Annotated in this window: 16 protein-coding genes; 7 read left to right on the top strand and 9 right to left on the bottom strand. The window is 68.1% G+C overall.

Features of this window, described 5'->3' with window-relative positions; genetic code table 11:
* Window positions 1–65 precede the first annotated feature (65 nt).
* Genes ACLJO0_RS10050 through ACLJO0_RS10035 form a run of 4 tightly spaced genes read right to left on the bottom strand, consistent with a single transcriptional unit; the run spans window position 66 to window position 3,076 of the window.
* Entirely contained in the window at window positions 66–1,346 is a 1,281-nt protein-coding gene (locus ACLJO0_RS10050) for a hypothetical protein (RefSeq protein WP_410577728.1), read from the bottom strand.
* Window positions 1,343–1,936: an RNA polymerase sigma factor gene (locus ACLJO0_RS10045; protein WP_410578218.1), complete on the bottom strand. Its 594-nt coding sequence runs from the start codon at window positions 1,934–1,936 to the stop codon at window positions 1,343–1,345. The genes ACLJO0_RS10050 and ACLJO0_RS10045 overlap by 4 nt, the downstream gene beginning before the upstream one ends.
* Before the next feature lie 54 nt (window positions 1,937–1,990).
* A complete protein-coding gene (gene upp / locus ACLJO0_RS10040; protein WP_037332384.1) occupies window positions 1,991–2,614 on the bottom strand; it encodes a uracil phosphoribosyltransferase in 624 nt (207 codons plus the stop codon).
* Between the two features lie 18 nt (window positions 2,615–2,632).
* The gene (locus tag ACLJO0_RS10035) at window positions 2,633–3,076 is read right to left on the bottom strand and encodes a protein-tyrosine phosphatase family protein (protein WP_410577726.1); all 444 of its coding nucleotides are present in this window, start codon (window positions 3,074–3,076) and stop codon (window positions 2,633–2,635) included.
* A gap of 105 nt (window positions 3,077–3,181) precedes the next feature.
* Here ACLJO0_RS10035 and ACLJO0_RS10030 point away from each other — a divergent pair, with 105 nt between their 5' ends.
* Genes ACLJO0_RS10030 through ACLJO0_RS10010 form a run of 5 tightly spaced genes read left to right on the top strand, consistent with a single transcriptional unit; the run spans window position 3,182 to window position 8,260 of the window.
* Window positions 3,182–3,790, top strand: a complete 609-nt coding sequence (locus tag ACLJO0_RS10030) for a DUF1707 domain-containing protein (RefSeq protein ID WP_410578217.1) — start codon at window positions 3,182–3,184, stop codon at window positions 3,788–3,790.
* A gap of 22 nt (window positions 3,791–3,812) precedes the next feature.
* Complete coding sequence (locus ACLJO0_RS10025) at window positions 3,813–4,970, top strand: serine hydrolase domain-containing protein (protein WP_410577724.1); 1,158 nt, start codon at window positions 3,813–3,815, stop codon at window positions 4,968–4,970.
* 19 nt (window positions 4,971–4,989) lie between these two features.
* Window positions 4,990–5,964: a deoxyribose-phosphate aldolase gene (gene deoC, locus ACLJO0_RS10020; protein WP_410577722.1), complete on the top strand. Its 975-nt coding sequence runs from the start codon at window positions 4,990–4,992 to the stop codon at window positions 5,962–5,964.
* A gap of 3 nt (window positions 5,965–5,967) precedes the next feature.
* Window positions 5,968–7,401, top strand: coding sequence for an aldehyde dehydrogenase family protein (locus ACLJO0_RS10015; protein WP_410577720.1), 1,434 nt, complete (start codon window positions 5,968–5,970; stop codon window positions 7,399–7,401).
* Complete coding sequence (locus ACLJO0_RS10010) at window positions 7,394–8,260, top strand: aldehyde dehydrogenase family protein (RefSeq protein WP_410577719.1); 867 nt, start codon at window positions 7,394–7,396, stop codon at window positions 8,258–8,260. Before ACLJO0_RS10015 ends, ACLJO0_RS10010 begins: the two co-directional genes overlap by 8 nt.
* A gap of 51 nt (window positions 8,261–8,311) precedes the next feature.
* Here ACLJO0_RS10010 and ACLJO0_RS10005 read toward each other — a convergent pair whose 3' ends face one another.
* Window positions 8,312–8,950 carry a TetR/AcrR family transcriptional regulator gene (locus tag ACLJO0_RS10005; protein ID WP_125796464.1) on the bottom strand — a complete coding sequence of 213 codons (639 nt, stop codon included), beginning with the start codon at window positions 8,948–8,950 and terminating at the stop codon, window positions 8,312–8,314.
* A gap of 216 nt (window positions 8,951–9,166) precedes the next feature.
* Here ACLJO0_RS10005 and ACLJO0_RS10000 point away from each other — a divergent pair, with 216 nt between their 5' ends.
* Window positions 9,167–10,381 carry a cytochrome P450 gene (locus ACLJO0_RS10000; protein ID WP_410577717.1) on the top strand — a complete coding sequence of 405 codons (1,215 nt, stop codon included), beginning with the start codon at window positions 9,167–9,169 and terminating at the stop codon, window positions 10,379–10,381.
* Between the two features lie 8 nt (window positions 10,382–10,389).
* The gene (locus ACLJO0_RS09995) at window positions 10,390–10,584 is read left to right on the top strand and encodes a ferredoxin (protein ID WP_410577715.1); all 195 of its coding nucleotides are present in this window, start codon (window positions 10,390–10,392) and stop codon (window positions 10,582–10,584) included.
* Window positions 10,585–10,711: 127 nt separating this feature from the next.
* Here the strand turns inward: ACLJO0_RS09995 and ACLJO0_RS09990 are convergent, their stop codons facing one another.
* Genes ACLJO0_RS09990 through ACLJO0_RS09975 form a run of 4 tightly spaced genes read right to left on the bottom strand, consistent with a single transcriptional unit; the run spans window position 10,712 to window position 14,799 of the window.
* Window positions 10,712–11,527 (bottom strand): carbohydrate ABC transporter permease, encoded by an 816-nt coding sequence (locus ACLJO0_RS09990; RefSeq protein ID WP_378444438.1) that lies wholly within the window; start codon window positions 11,525–11,527, stop codon window positions 10,712–10,714.
* Window positions 11,524–12,462 (bottom strand): carbohydrate ABC transporter permease, encoded by a 939-nt coding sequence (locus ACLJO0_RS09985; protein WP_125788967.1) that lies wholly within the window; start codon window positions 12,460–12,462, stop codon window positions 11,524–11,526. The genes ACLJO0_RS09990 and ACLJO0_RS09985 overlap by 4 nt, the downstream gene beginning before the upstream one ends.
* Window positions 12,462–13,802, bottom strand: a complete 1,341-nt coding sequence (locus ACLJO0_RS09980; protein WP_410577712.1) for an ABC transporter substrate-binding protein — start codon at window positions 13,800–13,802, stop codon at window positions 12,462–12,464. Before ACLJO0_RS09980 ends, ACLJO0_RS09985 begins: the two co-directional genes overlap by 1 nt.
* Window positions 13,795–14,799, bottom strand: coding sequence for a zinc-dependent alcohol dehydrogenase family protein (locus tag ACLJO0_RS09975; RefSeq protein ID WP_410577710.1), 1,005 nt, complete (start codon window positions 14,797–14,799; stop codon window positions 13,795–13,797). The genes ACLJO0_RS09980 and ACLJO0_RS09975 overlap by 8 nt, the downstream gene beginning before the upstream one ends.
* Window positions 14,800–14,905: the final 106 nt, after the last annotated feature.

Raw genomic sequence — 14,905 nt, 5'->3', positions numbered from 1 at the left:
CTCACTTACCTCGCCACCTACGCGGCCGGGGTCGCGTCGCGTTTAGCGGGCTAAACGCGCTCAGCTCAGTAGAGCGGAAGCGACCCCTGGTACAGGGTCGCCCCAGCCGCGTCCACGACGGTGATGCCCACCCGCGCGTTCTCGTAGTCCTCACTGACCCCGTCCGGGATCCAGGCCGCGAAAGTCCCGTCCGCGACCGTCGCGTCGATCGTCGTGCCGGTCCCGAAGTCGAGCTTCACGCCCGCTGCGGCCTCGGGAACGACGCCCAGGTACGTGTTCCGGACCGGGACGGGGTCCCCGTTCCGGTCCACCCTGCCGACCGTTTCGGCCTGCAACGTGCGCACAGGCCCCGCGGACCGCCGCTGGTCGTCGAAGACCCGGTAGTACGCGGTCTTCCCGTCCCTGTACCCGAGTCCGCCCTGGCACACGATGGCCTGGCCACCCAGGCGAGCGACGACCACTCCGACATCCTGGCCTTCGAGGTACGCGCCGACCCGGTAGGCGTCCTCGTCGGCCACCGCTTCGGACGCTCCTCTCGTGCAGGTGTTGAAGAACTCACCCGCGGGCGTGGCACGGTCGGGAACCGGGAACACCGGTTTGTCGAGCCTCGACGCGGCAGGCTCCGGAGCGGGCCGAAGGGGATACGGCGCCTGGTACTCGGGCGGCCGGGATTGCTCCCCGGGGGTAGGCCCGACCGCGTAGGTGGTCCGCGACGGCTTCATCGGCGCGATGTGCACGAACAGGTTCTCCGGCCGGAAGACCGGGATGTCCCGTGTGGACAGTGACGCCTCGTTCTGGCCCGTCATCTCCACTTTCGGCCAGTCCGGATCGGCGATGCCCGCGACCGTCCCGGCCCTGGTCATCAGCAGGGCCGCGGTCCGCGCGCCGTCGGTGTAGGCGGGAACGGCGCTCGGGTCGGACACGGTCGCCGTCATCAGCGTGGTCTCGCAGAAGAAGGGTTTGCCGTCCGCCATCATCGCGACGACGGTGACCGGCGGCGAAACGACGGTGAACCGCGGCACCCATTGGTTCCGCGCCGGGAAGCTCGCGGCCCTTCCCTCGGATTGGACGACGGCCCAGCACCGGTTCATCGCCTCCTCCGCCTTCGGCCAGTCGAGGGAGAAGTCAGGGTTCGCGACGACGGGCCCCTGTCCGTCCGGCTTCCGGATGAGCACGGTCGTGATCAGAGCGCCCGCGAGGACCAGCACGACGGCGGCCGCCGCGGCGACGATCGGCCAGCGCCGCCGCGCGGGTTTTCCCATTCCCTCCCGCAGGGACATCCGCAGGTTGTCGAGCACTTCCGGGGGGAGTTCGCGCCTGCCGGGCAGGCCGAGGTCGTCGGTCATTTCTCCTCCAGGGCGGCCCGCAGCTGCGTACGGGCCCGCGAGATGTGGGCGCGAACGGTCACCTCGGCGACGCCGAGCAGTTCGGCGGCGTCGCCGAAGGAGAGATCGCCGAGCAGGCAGAGTTCGACGGCTTGCCGTTGCGATTTCGGCAGCTTCGCGACCAAGGCGAGCACCTGCCGAAGGCGGTCTTCGCCGTCGAGCTGGTCGACGACGGTGTCGGCATGGTCGGACACCGACCGGGGTTCCGGCAGCCGCCGGACGAGCCGGAGCCGCCGCCCGGCGCTGCGGTGTTCGCTGCGTGCGAGGTTGCCCGCGACGGTGTACAGCCAGGGCAGCGCGCTGTCGCGGATGAGCGTGATGTCCGCCCGGCGCCGCCAGGCGGTGAGAAACGTCGTCGAGGTCAGGTCTTCGGCCGACGCCCACGACCCCGTCAGCCGGTAGCCGTGGTTCCACACCGCTTGGGCGTGGCGTTCGAAGAGCTCGGTGAACGCCCCGTGGTCACCGCCCGCGGCCGCCTGCCAAAGCTCTGTGTCGCTCCTGTCGGGAGGAGGTTCGCACGAGTCCACCGGCACCCCCACCGATCCGGTCACTGTTCTGGTCACACCTGTCAGTGACCGGCAACGGCGGAGATGTTGCGAAACGGGTCAGACGGCCCCGTACTGCCGGTCTCCCGCGTCTCCGAGGCCCGGCACGATGAAGCCGGAGTCGTTCAGCCGCTCGTCGATGCTCGCGGTCACCACCCGCAGCGGCAGCCCGGTCTTCTCCAGGTGCTCGATGCCCTCGGGCGCGGCGAGCGCGCAGATCGCGGTGACGTCGGTGGCGCCCCGGTCGGTGAGCAGCCGGATCGTGTACTCCATCGAGCCGCCGGTCGCGAGCATCGGGTCGAGCACCATCACCGGCCGGTCGGCGAGCGATTCGGGCAGCGACTCGAGGTACGGCGTCGGCTTGAGCGTCTCTTCGTCGCGGGCGAGGCCGACGAAACCCATTTGGGCGTCCGGGATCAGCTTGTGCGCCTGATCCGCCATCCCGAGCCCGGCGCGCAGGACCGGCACCAGCAGCGGCGGACTCGCCAGCGCGTAGCCGTCGGTGCGCGCCACCGGCGTGTGGATCCGCTCGATCCGCACGGGCATGTCGCGCGTGGCTTCGTAGACCAGCATGACGGTCAGTTCGTGCAGCGCCGCGCGGAAGGCGGCGCTGTCGGTGCGCGCGTCGCGCATGGTGGAGAGCCTGGCCTTGGCCAGCGGGTGATCAACGACGTGCACATCCATGCCGGTCAATTTAGCCCGTCAGGCCTGGCGCGCGAACCAGCCGACCCAGCGGCGCTGCCACGGCGTCTCCACCGAACGCTTGTCGTGGTTGGCCCGCGCCCACGCCACCGCCTCTTCGGCGCTCAGCCCGGAAAGGGTGGCTAGACAGGACAGCACCGTGCCGGTGCGCCCCACTCCGCCGTAACACGCGACCTCGACGGCTTCGCCCGCCGCCGCCCGGGTGTGCAGATCGACGATCCGGCGCCGCGCGTCCGCCCAGTCCGTCGGCAGCAGGAAATCGGGCCAGCGGATCCACGCCCGCTCCCAGCCCATTTTGTGATCGTGCTTCCGGCGCAGCTTCGCGCCGCCCAAATACAGGCCGAAATCCGGCGAAGGTCCCTCTGGCCAGGGACGACCCAGGCCCCGTCCACGTACTTCGACCCCGTCCGGCAGCTCCACGGCGCCGGGTAGCGAGTTCCCCATCAACGGAGGATGCCACTGTCGACCATAAGATGGACGCTTGGCCCTCTTGTCGGCGCTAGGCTCCTCCAGGTGAGTGAAGAGCCGGCCCTGCCGGGCCCCGAACAGATGCGCATCTCCGACGCCGACCGTGAGCAGGTCGCGCAGGTGCTGCACGCGGCGATGTCCGAAGGGCGCATCACCATCAACGAGCTGGAAGAGCGGCTCACCATCGTGTACGCGGCCAAGACCGTCGGCGACCTCAAGCCGGTCACCGCGGATCTGCCGCAGTCCCGTTCGGCGATCCAGCCGGCGACGTCGCGCGCGCTCGGCCTGCCCGACGATCGCATCGGCGGGCATCCGGGCTCCGGCGCGTCGATCGCCGTCATGTCCGGCGCGTCGCGCAAGGGCAGCTGGGTCGTCCCGCCGCAGCACAACAGTTTCGCGTTCTGGGGCGGCGCCGAACTCGATCTGCGGTACGCGCGGTTCGCCGAGAAGCATTCGACGATCACCGCGGTCGCGATCATGGGCGGGATCGACATCATCGTGCCCGACGACATCAACGTGGACGTCACCGGAATCGGCTTCATGGGCGCCTTCGAGCTGGAGGACCGCGCCGGGACTCCCCCGGCGCCGCCGACCGCGCCGACGGTGAAGATCACCGGCCTGGCGTTCTGGGGTGGCGTCGTCGTGAAGCGGAAACCGCGTAAAAAGGACGTACCCGAACTGGAAGCCTGACCCGAACTGGGGGGTTCATCACATGCGCCGAAGTTTCGTCGCGATCGCTTGTGCCGCACTGCTTTCCGTCACCGCCTTCCCGGCGGTGGCCGCTGAGAAGATCGATCCGCGCCAAGCCGCCATGGACGCGGCGGTCGCCGCGGGCATTCCCGGCATGGTCGCCGTCTCCGACGGATTCCGCGGCGTCAGCGGCGTCGCGAACATCGAGCGCCCGGGCAAGCCCGACGCGTCCGGCCGCTGGCGGATCGCGAGTGTGTCGAAGGTGTTCGTCGCGACACTTGTCCTGCAACTAGTGGCCGAAAAGCGCGTCGGGCTGGACGAACCCGTGCAGCGTTATCTGCCAGGGCTGTTGCCGTATCCGGAGCCGATCACCGTCCGCCAGCTGCTGCAGCACACCAGTGGCCTCCCGCGCGACCTCGCCCCCGAGGACTCCTGGGCGACGGGGCCGGAAATCGACACTGAACGCTTCGAGCACTTCGACAGCGACGACCAGATCCGCCTGAGCGTGACGAAGCAGCCATTGCAATTCAAGCCCGGAACGAGCTGGGCGTACTCCAACACCGGCTACAACGTGCTCGCCCTGCTGGTCGAGAAGACCACCCGGAAACCACTGGAACGCGCGCTCGCCGAGCGCATCACCGGGCCGCTGCACCTGCGCGACACCTCGCTCCCCCGCGACTTCCCGTTCCTGATCGGCGCGGCCGCCCGCGGCTACGAGCAGCTGTACGACGCGCCGCGCGGCCTCACCGACGTCACCACCTACAACTACTCGCGCTACTACGGCGCGGGCGGCATGGTGTCTTCGGGCAAGGACCTCAACCGCTTCTTCGAGGCCCTGCTCGGCGGCCGCCTGCTGCCCGCGGAGCTGCTCGCGCAGATGAAGAAGACGGTCCCGGCGGGCGGCATGGAGTACGGCCTCGGCCTGATGAAGGTGAACCTCAAGAGCGCGGGGATCTGCGCCGAAGACGTCACCATTTGGGGGCACGGCGGTGACTTGCCCGGCTTCGCCACCCTCAGCTTCCGCGACGAATCCGGCAAGAACATCTCCACGATGGCCACTGTGGACCTCACCGCCTCGCCGGATGCCGCGCTCAAGCGTCAGCTGCCGATGATCAACGAGTTCTGCGCGCCGGTGATCCCGGCCAAGGCCGCCGCCCAGGCCCCGGTGCCCAGCCTGTAGGCCGCCTACACTCACCCGTATGACAGCTACGACCAGCTCGTCAGCGGCGACGGTCACCCCGTCGCCGCTGGCGGACGCGACTCGCGACGAGGCGAGCCTGCGCCGGTTCCTGCACGGGCTGCCTGGTGTCGACCAGGTCGGCGTCGAGCAGCGGGCGGCGGGACTCGGCACGCGCAGCATCAAGAAGGCCGCCAAGCTCTGGGCGATCGACACCGCCATTTCGATGGTCGACCTGACGACCCTCGAAGGCGCCGACACCCGGGGCAAGGTCCGCGCGCTCGCCGCGAAGGCCATGCGGCCGGATCCGGACCGCCCGGACACCCCGCAGGTCGCGGCCGTGTGCGTGTACCCGGACATGGTCGAGACGGCTGTCGAGGCGCTTCGCGGCACCGGCATCCACGTCGCGAGTGTCGCCACCGGCTTCCCGGCCGGCCGCACGAGCCGTGAGATCAAGCTGGCCGACACCAAGATCGCCGTCGACGCCGGAGCCGCCGAGATCGACATGGTGATCGATCGCGGCGCCTTCCTGGAGGGCCGCTACTCGGAGGTCTTCGAGGAGATCCAGGCCATCAAGGCGGCCTGTGGCGGCGCTCACCTGAAGGTCATCCTCGAAACCGGTGAGCTGGCCACCTACGACAACGTCCGCCGCGCGTCCTGGCTCGCGCTGCTGGCGGGCGGCGACTTCATCAAGACCTCCACCGGCAAGGTCTCGCCCGCCGCGACGCTGCCGGTCACCCACGTGATGCTGCAGGCCGTCCGTGACTGGTTCGTCCAGACCGGTGAACTGCGCGGCGTCAAACCCGCCGGTGGCATCCGGACGACCAAGGACGCGATCAAGTACCTCGTCGCGGTGCACGAGGTCGCCGGCGAGCAGTGGCTGAACCCGGACCTGTTCCGGTTCGGCGCGTCCAGCCTGCTCAACGACCTCCTGCTGCAGCGCCGCACCCAGGCCGACGGCCACTACAGCGGTCCCGACTACGTGACGGTGGACTGACCCATGGGCATCTTCGAGTACGCGCCCGCGCCCGAATCGCGCGACCTCGCCAACCTCAAACCGCATTACCGGCCGTTCGTCAACGGCGAATTCATCGACGGCTCGGGTGAGCCGCTCAAGACGATCAACCCGGCCACCGAAGAGGTGCTCGCCGAGGTCGGCACCGCGTCGGTGTCCGATGTGGACACAGCGGTGAAGGCCGCACGTAAGGCGTACAACACTGTCTGGTCCAAGATGCCGGGCTCGGAACGCGCCAAGTACCTGTTCCGCATCGCGCGCCTGATCCAGGAACGGTCGCGGGAGCTGGCCGTGCTGGAAAGCCTCGACAACGGCAAGCCGATCAAGGAATCGCGGGATTCCGACGTGCCGACGGCCGCCGCGCACTTCTTCTACCACGCGGGCTGGGCCGACAAGCTCGACTACGCGGGCTACGGCCCGAACCCGAAGCCGCTCGGCGTCGCGGGCCAGGTCATCCCGTGGAACTTCCCGCTGCTGATGCTGGCGTGGAAGATCGCGCCCGCGCTGGCCACCGGCAACACCGTGGTGCTCAAGCCGGCGGAGACCACGCCGCTGACCGCGCTGGTGTTCGCGGAGATCTGCCAGCAGGCCGAACTCCCGCCGGGTGTGGTCAACATCCTGCCCGGCGCCGGGGACATCGGCGCCGCGCTGGTGGGCCACGACGACGTCAACAAGGTCGCGTTCACCGGATCGACCGACGTCGGCAAGGCCATCCAGCGCCAGGTCGCGGGCACGTCGAAGAAGCTCACGCTGGAACTGGGCGGCAAGGCGGCGAACGTCGTCTTCGATGACGCTCCGCTGGACCAGGCCGTCGAGGGGATCGTCAACGGGATCTTCTTCAACCAGGGCCACGTCTGCTGCGCGGGCTCGCGTCTGCTGGTGCAGGAGTCCATCGCGGAAGAGGTGCTCGAAAAGCTCCGCTACCGCGTCTCGACACTGCGGCTGGGCGACCCGCTGGACAAGAACACCGACATCGGCGCGATCAACTCCGCCGAGCAGCTCGCGAAGATCAAGGGCCTGGTGGAGTCCGGCGACGCCGAGGGCGCGCAACGCTGGACCAGCCCGTGCCCGGTGCCGGAACGCGGTTTCTTCTTCGCTCCCACGGTGTTCTCCGACGTGCAGCAGTCGATGCGCATCGCCCGCGAAGAGATCTTCGGGCCGGTGCTTTCGGTGCTGACCTTCCGCACGCCGGACGAGGCCGTCACCAAGGCGAACAACACGCCGTACGGACTCTCCGCCGGGATCTGGACCGAGAAGGGCTCGCGCATCCTGTGGATGGCGAACCAGCTCCGCGCCGGTGTCGTCTGGGCCAACACGTTCAACCGCTTCGATCCCGCCGCGCCGTTCGGCGGCTACCAGGAGTCGGGTTTCGGCCGCGAAGGCGGACGCACCGGACTGGAGGCCTACCTCGATGTCTGACCGTATTTCGGTGGCGAAGACCTACAAGCTCTACATCGGCGGCAAGTTCCCGCGCTCGGAGTCGGGCCGGGTGTATCCGGTCACCGACAGCAAGGGGAAGTTCCTGGCGAACGCCTCGCACGCGTCCCGCAAGGACGTCCGCGACGCGGTTTCCGCCGCCCGCAAGGCTTTCGGCGGCTGGTCGGCGGCGACCGCGTACAACCGCGGCCAGGTGCTGTACCGGGTCGCGGAGATGCTGGAAGGCCGCCGCGAGCAGTTCGTCGCGGAGGTCGCCGCGTCCGAAGGCGTCGCGGCAAAGAAGGCACAGTCCCTTGTGGACGCTTCGATCGACCGCTGGGTCTGGTACGCGGGCTGGACCGACAAGATCGCGACCGTGCTCGGCGGGGCGAACCCCGTCGCCGGCCCGTACTTCTCCTTCACCGTCCCGGAACCGACGGGTGTCGTGGGTGTGCTGGCGCCGCAGCAGTCGTCGTTGCTCGGCCTGGTGAGCGTACTCGCGCCGGTGCTGGCGACGGGTTCGACGGCCGTGGTGGTCTCCAGCGCGGACCGGCCGCTGCCCGCGATCACCCTGTCGGAGGTCCTCGCGACGTCCGATCTGCCTGGTGGCGTGGCGAACATCCTGACCGGCCGCGCGTCGGAGCTGGGTTCGTGGCTGGCCTCGCACGGGGACGTCAACGCCCTCGACCCGACGGGCGCGGAGCCGTCCGCGCGGGCGGACCTGGCGCGCGATGCCGCGGGCACCGTGAAGCGTGTCCTGACCGTCCCGGACGTCGAGCCGGACTGGACCGCCGACGCCGACATCGCGCGGCTGCGGCGGTACCTGGAAGCGAAGACCGTCTGGCACCCGCTGGGCGTCTAGCTCGAAGCGCGTGAAGGCCCCCTTTTCTCAGCTGAGCTGAGGGAAGGGGGCTCACGCGTCCAGGTCGGCGCCGGTCAGAGGCCGTCCCGGCAGCGGCTCGTTCCCGCCGACGGCCCGTAAGCCGTCGATCATGATCCCGATGCAGCGCCGGGTCGCCATCCGCGCGACCTCCTCGCCCTTGCCCGGCATCTGCCGCAGCAACGTCGCGAACAGGATCGCGACGTCACCGGTCGCGACGTCCGTCCGGAGCCTGCCCTCCGCCTGCGCGCCCCGGACGAAAGCGTCCATCACCAGGACCAGTTCGTCACGCAGGGCCTTGATCGCGGGGTCACTCTTCAGGATCACCAGTGCCCGTGGCGACACCATCGCGAGCTGGATGCTCAGCTGAAGCTCCATCGACTGGTGCAGGAGCCGGATAAGGGCGTCCCAGTCCGAGGATTCCTGGTCCCTCGCGGCTTTCGCGTCCCTCAGGACCCGGTCGAAGTTGTCGACGGCGACCGCCCGGATCAGCGCGTCCCGGTCCGGGAATCGCCGGTAGAGGGTGCCGACGCCGACGCCGGCCGAGCGCGCGATCTCCTCCATCGGGACCTCGGCGCCCTGTGCGGCGAAGATGGCTCTCGCGGCGGCCAGGATCTGATCCCGGTTCCGGCGCGCGTCGGCGCGCAAGCGGGTCTCGGGGTCGGCAGTCATGATCCTCGCCTCTCGAAGGGTCCTTCAGGGCCGTGATTCTCGCACGTAAGGGCGTTCCCTTCACGCTTCCCGGGAAACCACCCCTTCGCGAGTGGACGACCAGTCTCCACTTGAGTACCTTGGTGACATAAGCGGAATAAAACCATCCGCATACGTTTTGGGGTCCCCTGTCCGATATCGCCCGAGCCCACCCGACACCTGGGGAAGGACAACCCGATGACTGACGTCGAGGAAACCACCGCGACCCTGCCGCTGGCCCGGAAATGCCCGTTTTCGCCGCCACCGGAATATCAGCGGCTGCGTGCGGAAAGCCCGGTTTCCCGGGTCAATCTGCCCTCCGGCCAAACGGCTTGGGCGCTCACCCGGCTCGAAGACATCCGCGAAATGCTGAGCAGCCCGCATTTCAGTTCCGACCGGCAGAGCGAGTCGTTCCCGCTGATGGTCGAGCGGCAGATCCGCCGCGAGGACAAGCCGTTCCGCCCGTCCCTCATCGCGATGGACCCGCCGGAACACAGCCAGGCGAGGCGTGACGTCGTCGGGGAATTCACCGTCAAGCGCATGAAGGCGCTCCAGCCGCGAATCCAGCAGATCGTCGACGAGCACATCGACGCCCTGCTCGCGGGCCCCCGACCCGCCGACCTCGTCCAGGCGCTTTCCCTGCCGGTCCCGTCCTTGGTGATCTGCGAACTGCTCGGCGTCCCCTATTCGGACCACGAGTTCTTCCAGTCGTGCAGTTCCAAGATGCTCAGCCGGGAAGTCACCGCCGAAGAACGGATGGCCGCGTTCGAGCAGCTCGAGAACTATCTCGACGAACTCGTCACCAAGAAGGAAGCGAACGCCACCGAGGACGACCTCCTCGGCCGTCAGATCCTGAAGCAGCGGGAAACGGGCGAGGCCGGCCACGGCGACCTTGTCGGCCTGGCGTTCCTGCTGCTCATCGCCGGACACGAGACCACGGCGAACATGATCTCGCTCGGCACGGTGACCCTGCTGGAGAATCCCGATCAGCTGGCGAAGATCAAGGCGGACCCGGGCAAGACCCTCGCCGCGATCGAGGAACTCTTGCGGGTCTTCACGATCGCGGAGACGGCGACCTCACGCTTCGCCACGGCGGACGTCGAGATCGGCGGAACGCTCATCCGCGCGGGCGAGGGCGTCGTCGGCCTGAGCAACGCCGGCAACCACGATCCGGACGGGTTCGAGAACCCCGACACCTTCGACATCGAACGCGGCGCCCGGCATCACGTCGCCTTCGGATTCGGGGTGCACCAATGCCTCGGCCAGAACTTGGCGAGGTTGGAACTCCAGATCGTGTTCGATACGTTGTTCCGGCGAGTGCCGGGCATCCGGATCGCCGTTCCGGTCGACGAACTGCAGTTCAAGCACGATTCGACGATCTACGGCCTCCACGCCCTTCCGGTCACCTGGTAGGAGGAGCCATGAAGATCATCGCGGACACCGGTAAGTGTGTGGGCGCGGGCCAGTGCGTGCTCACCGACCCCGAGCTGTTCGACCAGAGCGAGGACGACGGGACCGTCATCGTGCTGAACGCCGAGCCCGAAGGCGATGAGGCAGAGGAGAACGCTCGCACCGCCGTGCACATCTGTCCTGGGCAGGCCCTGTCGCTCGCGTAAGTGGTCGTGAAGGCCTCCTTGCGAAAGTACATGAAGGACCCCTTCGTTGCGCCTGGCGCAAGGAAGGGGTCCTTCATGTACTCGGGAGGGCAAGGACACTGGTACCGAGCCGGTCAAGCCCAACGCCTTACTTGACCGCGCCCATCGACAGTCCCCGCACCAGGTGGTTCTGCGCGATCCAGCCGACGATCATCACCGGCAGTGACGCGAGCAGTGCGGCCGCAGACAGCTGCGCCCAGTACAGGCCCTCGCTGGTGATGAACCCGACCAGGAACACCGGCACCGTCCCGGCCCGCGCGGCGGTGAGGTTGACCGAGTAGAAGAACTCGGTCCACGAGAAGATCACGCAGATCAGCGCGGTCGCGGCCACCCCGGGCGCGACCACCGGCATGATCACCTTCCGGAGCAGGATCGGCAGCGTCGCACCGTCGATCCGGGCCGCCTCGATCATCTCGTGCGGCACCTCCAGGAAGAACGACCGCATCATCCAGATGGCCAGCGGCAGGTTCATCGAGGTGTACAGGATGATCAGCGCCCACACGTTGTCCAGCAGCCGGGTGTTCTGCGAAATCACGTACAGCGGGATGATCGCCGCCACGATCGGCAGCATCTTCGTCGACAGGAAGAACCCGAGTGCGTTGCTCGTCCCCTTCACCGGCGCCAGCGACAGCGCGTACGCCGCCGGGATCCCCAGCAGCAGCACGAAAAGCGTCGAAACGACGGTCACGAACGCCGAATTCGACAGGTACGGCAGGAAACCGCGTTCGAGTACGCCGGCGAACTGGTCGAGCGTCGGGGTGAAGAACAGTCGCGGCGGATCGGTGTAGGCGTCCGCCTCCTGTTTGAAGGCCGTGAGGATCATCCACAGCAGCGGGAACACGAACAGGATCGCGATCACCCAGGTCGCGACCGTCAGCGCGCCCGGGCCGAAGCGGCTTTTCATTTCGCGCCTCCCTGTACCGAGAACGTGCGGAACATCAGCCGCAGCGCGAAGGTCGCGACGATCATCGTCAGGATCACGACGATGACGCCCATCGCGGACGACTGCCCGATGTCGAAGCCTTGGAACGCCCGTTGATAGATGTAGAACGGCAGGTTCGTGCTGGCCGTCCCCGGACCTCCTTGTGTCATCAGGAAGATCGCGTCGAAGCTGTTCACGATGTAGATCGCGCCCAGCAGCGTCGCCAGCTGCAGGAACCGGCTCAGATGCGGCAGCGTGATGGCGGTGAACGTCCGCCAGCGGCCGGCGCCGTCGACCGACGCGGCCTCCAGCACGTCCTTCGGCTGGCTCTGCAACCCGGCCAGGATCAGCAGCATCATGAACGGCGTCCACTGCCAGACGACCTGGGCCATCACCGCCGCGAGCGGGAACTCCGAAAGCCAGTCGACGTCGGTGCCGAAGACGAAGTGCAGCAACCCGTAGGTCGGGTCGAACATCGTCGTCTTCCACAGCAGCGCACCCGCCGCGGGCAGGATCAGGAACGGCGTGATCAGCAGGGTCCGGACCACGCCGCGGCCGAGGAACTTGCGGTCCAGCAGGATCGCCAGCCCCAGTCCGAGCAGCAGCGAGAAGAACACGCACACGACCGTCAGCACCACGGTGTTCAGCAGTGCCCCGAGGAACGTCGAATCGGCGAAGACGTCGATGTAGTTCTGCAGCCCGACGAAATGCCGTGAACCCGGCCGCACCAGGTTCCACGACTGGAACGAGTAGAACACCGTCAGCACGAACGGCAACTGCGTCACCGCGACGACGAACAGCAAGGCGGGCAACAAAGGCAGCCGTCGTTTGAACGGCGTATCGGTGCCACGCTTAGGAGCCGTCGCCTTCTTGGCGTGGGCGGGCTCGGGGCGGGCAGGAGCGGAGATCGTGGACATCACTGCGCCTCCTGATACGACTTGCCGACGGTCTGCGCGTACTCCTGCGACTGCTCGAGTGCTTCGTCCACGGTGATCTGGCCCGCGATCGCCGCCGAAAGCTGCTGGCTCACGCGCGTGCCGAGATCCTGGAACTCGGGGATGCCGACGAACTGGATCCCGGGGTAGGGCACCGGATTCGCCATCGCCTTCCGCTGGTCGGCGTCCGCGATGCCGTCCAGTGTCGGCTGCGCGTAGGCCTTGGCGGCCTCGCGATACTGGGGGATGTCGTAGGTCGATTTGCGCACGCCCGGCGGGACGCGGTTCCAGTCGCCGTATTCCTGGGCGACCCGCTGCACGTAGGCCTTGTCGGTCATCCAGGACATGAACTTGAAGGCCGCATCCTTGTCCTTGGCCACCTTCGGGATCGCCAGCGCCCAGGTGTAGAGCCAGCCGCTGGCCCGCGTCTTCTCCACCGGCGCCGGGGCGTAGCCGGATTTCCCGACCACCTTGCTGGCCGACGGGTCCTCGTTCGTGCCCGCCATGACCGTGGCGTCGTACCACATCGCGGCCTGGCCTTGGGTGTACCGCGTGCCGCATTCGGAGAAGCCCGCGCTCGACGCGCCGACCTCGCCGTGGTTCCGCACGAGGTTCACGTAGAAGTCGGCGGCTGCCTTGAATTCAGGGCTGGTCAGCTTGGCGTTCCAGTCCTTGTCGAACCACTGGGCGCCGAAGGTGTTGGCGACCGTGGTGAACGGCGCGAGGCTCTCACCCCAGCCGGGCTTGCCGCGCAGGCAGATCCCGGCGACGCCCTTGGCCTTGTCGTCGAGTTTCGCGGCGAACTCGGCGATCTGCGTCCACGTCGGCTTGGCGGGCATGGTGAGTCCGGCCTGCTCGAACAGATCCTTCCGGTAGGCCAGGAACGAAGACTCGCCGTAGAACGGCACCGCGTAGAGCGATCCGTTGTGCGACAAGGATTCCTTGATGCTCGGGATGAAGTCGTCCGAGTCGTAGGACGGATTCGCCGCGATATGCGGTTCGAGGTTCTCCAGCCAGCCGTTCGCGGCCCACTGCGGCGCCTCGTAGTTGCTGATCATGACGACGTCGAATTCGCCGCCCTCGGTGGCCGTCGACGCGGTGATCTTCGCGCGTGCCTGGTTTTCCGGCAGGGACACGAATTTGAGGGTGACGCCGGGGTTCGCCTTCTCGAACTCGCCGGAAAGCTCGATGGCGTCCTTCATCTGCGGGTTCGCGACGATCGCGACGACGAGCGTCCGGTCGCCGGTCCCGAGCGCGCCCGCACCGGCGCAACCGGTGAGGGTGAGCAGGAGAACCGCGAGCAGAGCGGCTGCTTTACGCACTTTCGCCTCCCGGTATGACCTGCACCTTCAGGCCGGCGCCGCTGCGCATGAGGGCGAGCGCGTCGGGGTACTGCTCCAGCGGCAAGGTGTCGGTGAGCAGTGCGGCGGTGTCGATGGCGCCGTCGGCGACCAGGTCGAGTGCGGCGCCGTAGCTGTTCATGACGGCCATCGAGCCGACGACGGTGATCTCGTCGTTGTAGATCCGGAACGGCGAAAGCGCGACGCGTGCTTCGGCGGGCGCGACCCCGAAGACCAGCAGGCGGCCTCCGCGTTGAAGCGAGTCGAAAGCGGCTTCGATGGCGGGCGCGGCGCCGGTGCAGTCCGCGGCCGCGTCGAACTTCTCGTCGTCGAGATCCTTCACGTCACCCGCGACCGCGACAGCGCCGAGATCCTTGGCCCGGCCGAGGCGGTCGGTGTTGCGGTCGACCACCGTGACGTGGGCACCCGCACGCTGCAGCAGCTGTTGCATGATCAGCCCCATCGTGCCCGCGCCGACGACGAGGAACCGCTCCCCCGCCTCGACGCCGATCCGGCGAACACCGTGGACGGCACAGGAAACCGGCTCGACGAGCGCGCCCTGTTCCCAGGTCATCGTGTCCGGCATGCGGTAGCAGTTCGCGGCGGGAACGGCGACGTACTCGGCGAAAGCGCCGTTCACGGTGTCGCCGGTCGCGTTCCAGTTCTCGCAGAGGTTGCCGCGGCCGGACCGGCAAGGCTTGCAGTGACCGCAGAACAGCGACGGGTCGACGGCCACCCGGTCGCCGATCTTCCAGCCACCCGGCACGTCGGCGCCGAGTTCGACGATCTCGCCGGCGAATTCGTGGCCGGGGACGATCGGATACGGCGTCGGCGGGAAGTGGCCGTCGGCGATGTGGAGGTCGGTCCCGCAGATCCCGCAGGCACCCACCTTGACGACGACCTGGCGATCCCGCGGTTTCGGATCGGGCACCTCGCCGACCCTGATCTCCCCGGGCTTGTCCACGATCGCGGCACGCATGCCAGCTCCTCTTCTCTCCGCTCAAACGAGCGGGACGGGCCTATGCTTCGGACTGCATGTTCAGGCATGGTGAACTTTTCCCTGGTGTTACGTCAACCTTTCATGC

This window comes from Amycolatopsis sp. lyj-108 (assembly GCF_046549005.1).
Lineage (GTDB): Bacteria > Actinomycetota > Actinomycetes > Mycobacteriales > Pseudonocardiaceae > Amycolatopsis.
The sequence above is the reverse complement of the archived record's forward strand: the minus strand, read 5'-3'. Positions and strand labels throughout refer to the sequence as shown.